The 4,690-nt window shown below is 56.6% G+C and carries 4 protein-coding genes and 1 tRNA gene; 2 read left to right on the forward strand and 3 right to left on the reverse strand.

Annotated elements, in window-relative coordinates; translation table 11 throughout:
* Positions 1 to 246: 246 nt before the first annotated feature.
* Together V6C07_RS10355 and V6C07_RS10360 are read left to right on the forward strand one after the other, a co-directional pair.
* A tRNA-Thr gene (locus V6C07_RS10355) sits at positions 247 to 322 on the forward strand.
* Between the two features lie 764 nt (positions 323 to 1,086).
* Positions 1,087 to 1,284 carry a hypothetical protein gene (locus V6C07_RS10360; protein ID WP_333536381.1) on the forward strand — a complete coding sequence of 66 codons (198 nt, stop codon included), beginning with the start codon at positions 1,087 to 1,089 and terminating at the stop codon, positions 1,282 to 1,284.
* Positions 1,285 to 1,554: 270 nt separating this feature from the next.
* Here V6C07_RS10360 and V6C07_RS10365 read toward each other — a convergent pair whose 3' ends face one another.
* The 3 genes from V6C07_RS10365 to V6C07_RS10375 all read right to left on the reverse strand — a co-directional run.
* The gene (locus V6C07_RS10365) at positions 1,555 to 2,379 is read right to left on the reverse strand and encodes a DUF4198 domain-containing protein (RefSeq protein WP_333536382.1); all 825 of its coding nucleotides are present in this window, start codon (positions 2,377 to 2,379) and stop codon (positions 1,555 to 1,557) included.
* A 233-nt stretch (positions 2,380 to 2,612) separates the two neighbouring features.
* Positions 2,613 to 2,930: a hypothetical protein gene (locus V6C07_RS10370; RefSeq protein ID WP_333536386.1), complete on the reverse strand. Its 318-nt coding sequence runs from the start codon at positions 2,928 to 2,930 to the stop codon at positions 2,613 to 2,615.
* 18 nt (positions 2,931 to 2,948) lie between these two features.
* Positions 2,949 to 4,690, reverse strand: a 1,742-nt coding sequence (locus tag V6C07_RS10375) for a nucleoside recognition domain-containing protein (RefSeq protein ID WP_333536383.1), incomplete at its 5' end; no start/stop codon positions are given.

Genomic DNA, 4,690 nt, shown 5'->3' on the forward strand with positions numbered 1-4,690 from the left:
AAAAGATCAGCGCAATGGCCGGGCGGTCACAGGCGAGGACTTGCGCGATCTGGTGCTCAAGGCCCGCAGGGAAATGGCCGACGGCAGCGCCCCCCATGCCCGACGGGCGGTTTTTCGCGCGGTACACAAGCTGCTCATGGAATCCGGCACAGGCAACAGTGAGCAATCTGCATAAAAATGCAAAAATCCTGCATAAAATGCTTGACCATAAACCAGGTATGAGCTAAAAGCATTTTTCGTTACAACGCCCTTGTAGCTCAGTCGGTAGAGTGCATCCTTGGTAAGGATGAGGTCAGCAGTTCAATCCTGCTCAAGGGCTCCATGAAATCAATCAAAGGTTACTGTCTCGGCAGTGACCTTTTTTTGTCTGCGTGCCTTTTCTGTGCCGTTGCAACCTGTCTTGCCTGCGCTCCGCCGCATTGGGGGGGGCCAATTGCCCTGCCCCCCCGCCTGCACTGTGGCGGCAACCTGTCGCGCCATACAAAAAAACGCCCCCTCCATCAGCACAGCCACCACCCTTCACGGCAACGCTCCCCCGCACGGGAGGGCAACGGCCCAGCAGGAGGCCCTGCCGCCCTACGCAGCATGCTTTATTTGACAACCTATTGACTTTCCAAAAATTTTTATTAAAAAACCCTGAAGATAAACTAGGCTCTAGCAAGTCAGAAATGGCCTTTTATAAAGGCGTAGCGGGAAACTGCTGGAACTTCTGCCTACAGGAGAGATGTTTTGCGCGCTTTTCGCCCTGCGATCAGCGGCGCACAGCAGACGGCATATGCCTGCCCTTGCGATTTTTTTCACGGCTCGCGCAGCGTAATACCGCCGCATGGCGACAAGAAAATGTATCGCAGCAAGTTCATGTGACATGAGATTATACATCTTTTTTTACTGACCGCCGCCTGCCTCCTTCTTCCTGTTTTCAATCATGCCGCCCTTTGGCCGCAGAGATTGCCTCCAGAAAATTCGCCCACGTTTTTCCGGCCGATTCTGGCGCTGCTGCGAAAGCACAATTTTACGTGCGCATCTGCCTTGCGGCTTTGACCGTTCACACGGCAAGCCGTTGCGCTGAGCACGGAATTGCAGGCCGTGCATGGCCTGAAAAGCATTGAGGTCTACAGCGAAGGCAAACCTGTAAGCAAAGAAGAGTTCAATGACACCACGGATGCCGTCACCTATACCTTTGAGGCCAAGCCCGAAAAGGACACCTGGTACAACTTCGTAGTAATGGACGGCAAGGGCCGTTACGCCGTCACCAACCCTGTTTGGGTTGAAGTGAAAAAATAGGCAGCGGCCAGACTGTGACGCAACAGGCCCACGCGGTGACCACGCCGCGTGGGCCTTACTCATGCCATGCCGCAAAAAAGCGAAAATGCCCGGCTGGCCGGGCATTTTCCACACACGATGGCATCTCTTCCATATCATGTCAGACAATAAAAGTACCGGGCCATTGCCGTCTCGGGCGCTTGTATCATCCTGACTGGCGACCTGCGCGAAGCAGGCCGCGCTGACGCAAAACGGCTCACCGCAACAACGGTCAGCCGCTCTGCCGGAAACCTATTTCATGTCTACGGCCTTGACCCAGATGACGGCGTCCTGAGAAAGCTCCTTGCCCTGATATTCCTTGTCCGGGCCTACGCCAAGCGCGGCAAAGCCCCACCAGCCGGACTTGGGAATGCCGAAGGTCAGATAGCCCTGATCATCGGTAAAGATGGTCTGGGTAACAAACGCATCGTGCGGGTACTTGACTGTGCCCTTCTTGGTCATGGCATTGGCCTTGAGGTCGGGCATGTGGTTCATGTATTCCACTTCCACCTCGGCATTGGGCACGGGCTTGCCGCCGGAAAGCACGCGCGCCTTGAACACGTTGCCGGTCCACACGCCATAGGGCTTGATCAGGGGCACGATTTCGCAGGGCAGGCCCAGCGCGGTGTGCCAGTTGCCGGGAATGCCGCCCACGTTGACCACCAGCTTGGTGATCTGCTGCATGTAAACGTCTTCTTCTTTTTCAAGATAGTAGCCGGGAACCATCACAAAGGTGTAGTCGCCCATGGAGCGCATGTCTTTGCGGGGAATCAGGGCCGAAAAGGCCGGGCCGGAGGATTCGGGATTTTTCCAGGTAATGGGCTTCAGCGTGCTCTTGAGGTCGATTTTTTTCGGCTCGTTTTCGCCACGCTGATACATGGCATAAAACTCCTTCACTCCGCCCATATCCATAGTGTGTCCGGCTTCGGCCGGGTGGGTGAAGACAATGCGGACGTCGAGGTCGCCGGGTTCGCTTTTCGCCACTTCCGGCGTGTACATGACCATGAAGTGCGCCTGGGCGGGTACGGCCATCAGGGCCAGAAGCCCGGCGAAGATCAGGGTTTTGATGCTTTTCATAAAACCTCCAATAGAATTTGAATTTCAAAGTCTATAGTTTATGACAAAAAACGGTCGCAATGCGGCCTGCCGCACAATTTCACCTTGAAACTGTCCCACCGTCGGCGTGAGCAGACGGCTGCCACGAAGGCGTAAACCTGGTTATTTACGGCTCAAGCGCTATCTGCTTACTCTGTTCGGCGCCCTCCCGAGCGCCCTGACGCCTTGAGACGTACATCTTAAAGCAAAATGGCTTACTGAACGATCTTGGAGCCGTCCACTTCCACCTTGTGGCCGTCACCGGCGTCAAAAATGACCTTGTACGCGCCCTCGGGCTTCTTGAAGTTATATTCGCTGTCTTTGTTCATCTTGCCTTCAAGCAGGGTCTTGCCGCTGCCGTCCACCACCTGCATTTTCACGCCGGAAGCCGAGGAACCGTCAGAAAAGCCGCCTTCGCAGGTTATGGTTCCGTCGCCGTTGTCAAAGCAGCTGCACAGGGGGCTGTGCGCCAGGGCTGCGGTAGCAAAGAGCATGGTCAGGCCGAGCACTGCGGCCAGAAAAAGATTTTTCATCATATCCTCCTTAAGATGTTATGCCGTGACCGGCTTTTTGGCGTCCAATTTTTTTCTGCTTTCAGGTTCGGGTATCATGCCCATCACAATGGTCAGCGCCACGCACAGACCGTAAAAAATCCACATGGCCTGCCAGCCTGAAAGCCCCAGCAGCGTACCGCCGGTAAATACCAGCGTAGCCACCGCCAGCCCCAGGCAGGTCTGATAAAAGATGGAAAAAAGCATCCAGCCCGTGGAATTGGATTGCAGCCGCACCATGACGGAGGTGGGTACGCAGGGCGGATACAGGGCCATGAACAGCATGAGCGCCAGGGCGTGCAACGGGGTAAAGCCGGTAGCGTCCTCACGCATGCTGTCCTGCACGGGGGCGTCGCCATCAAGGCCGTAAATGGCCCCAAGGGTTGCCGCGCTGTTTTCCTTGGCCGCAAAGGCCGAAAGCAGGGCAATATTGATCTTCCAGTTAAAGCCGGCATGGCGCGTTACCGGTTCCAGAGCCTTGCCCGCCATGCCCAGGGCGCTGTGCTCAAAGGTTTCTTCGCGCAGTTCGCGGCGCAACTGCTTGCGCGCGCCCATCAGCTTGCGCAGCGCAGGGCGCAGGGCCTTGCCGTCCTCTCCCACAGCTCTCACAATGGTGAAATAGAGCGGGCTTTTTTCCTGAAAGGCCGCATCAATCTTGTCCGAGGCGTCCTGATCCGTCACGCTGCGCTTGGCATCCTTGAGGGCTTCTTCAAACAAGAGCAGGGGCGTCACGTCATCCAGGGTGAACTGCCCGGCCAGCCCGGTCTTGTCCACGGCCTTGACAAAATCGCTCATGGCTTTTGCGGACTTTTTCTCGTACACGGCCATGCGCTCTTCCCCAAGACCGGGAAAGTTGATGAGCGCAAAGATGACCACGGCCACGGCCAGCACCACGGTGAAGATCTTGCGCACAAATATCCACACCCGCTCAATGGCGCGCGAAAGCACGCCCCTGATGGTGGGCAGGTGATAGGGCGGCATCTCCATAATAAAGGGCGCGCTGGGCTTGCCCCGCAACAGGGTAAGCGAAAGGGCCTTGGACACGGGAAGCGCCATGAACAGGGTGATGGTGGCAATGAAAAACATTGCCATGCCGCTGTTGGCGGCAAAGTAGGCGCTGATCAATATGAGATACAGCGGAACCTTGGCCAGACAGTTCATCATGGGCGCAATGAGAATGGTAGCCAGGCGGGCCTTTTCGTCCGGAATGGCCCTGGTAGCCATGACTGCGGGGATGGCGCAGCCGCCCACATACACGCCGCCAAGGATAAGCGGCAGCGTGGATTGCCCGTGCAGGCCGAAACGTCGAAAGGCGCGGTCCAGAATAAAGGCCATGCGCGGCATGTAGCCACTGTCTTCAAGAATGGCGATAAGTGCAAAAAGAAGAAAGAATATGGGCAGATAATTAAGGATGGCCGTAACGCTGCGCATGACCCACACGCCCAGCGAACGCAAGAGCGGGTCTTCAAGAAAGCCGGACGCGGGCAAAAAACCCGCCAGGGCATTCTGGGCATTGTCCCACAGGGGCCAGATCATGGCCGCCACATCCCCGCCGAATACGATTGATATCTGATACAGAACCAGCAGAATAGTCAGCAAGATGAGCGGGCCGAAAAATCTGTGGCAAACAAACCTGTCCGTTTTGTCGGAAAGGCTTGTGGTTCCCTGCGCGGGCAGGCTCACATGCCGTGAGGCCAGCGCGGCAGCCGTGCGGTGTCGGGCAAAGGCCACGTGCCGTTCGG

Origin of the sequence: Desulfovibrio sp. 1214_IL3152 (assembly GCF_036763055.1) — a bacterium.
Lineage (GTDB): Bacteria > Desulfobacterota > Desulfovibrionia > Desulfovibrionales > Desulfovibrionaceae > Desulfovibrio.

Bases quoted from the DNA above. Each gene is read 5' to 3' on its own strand.
- V6C07_RS10370 (WP_333536386.1), bottom strand. From the start codon at position 2,930: ATGAAAAATCTTTTTCTGGCCGCAGTGCTCGGCCTGACCATGCTCTTT.
- V6C07_RS10365 (WP_333536382.1), bottom strand. From the start codon at position 2,379: ATGAAAAGCATCAAAACCCTGATCTTCGCCGGGCTTCTGGCCCTGATG.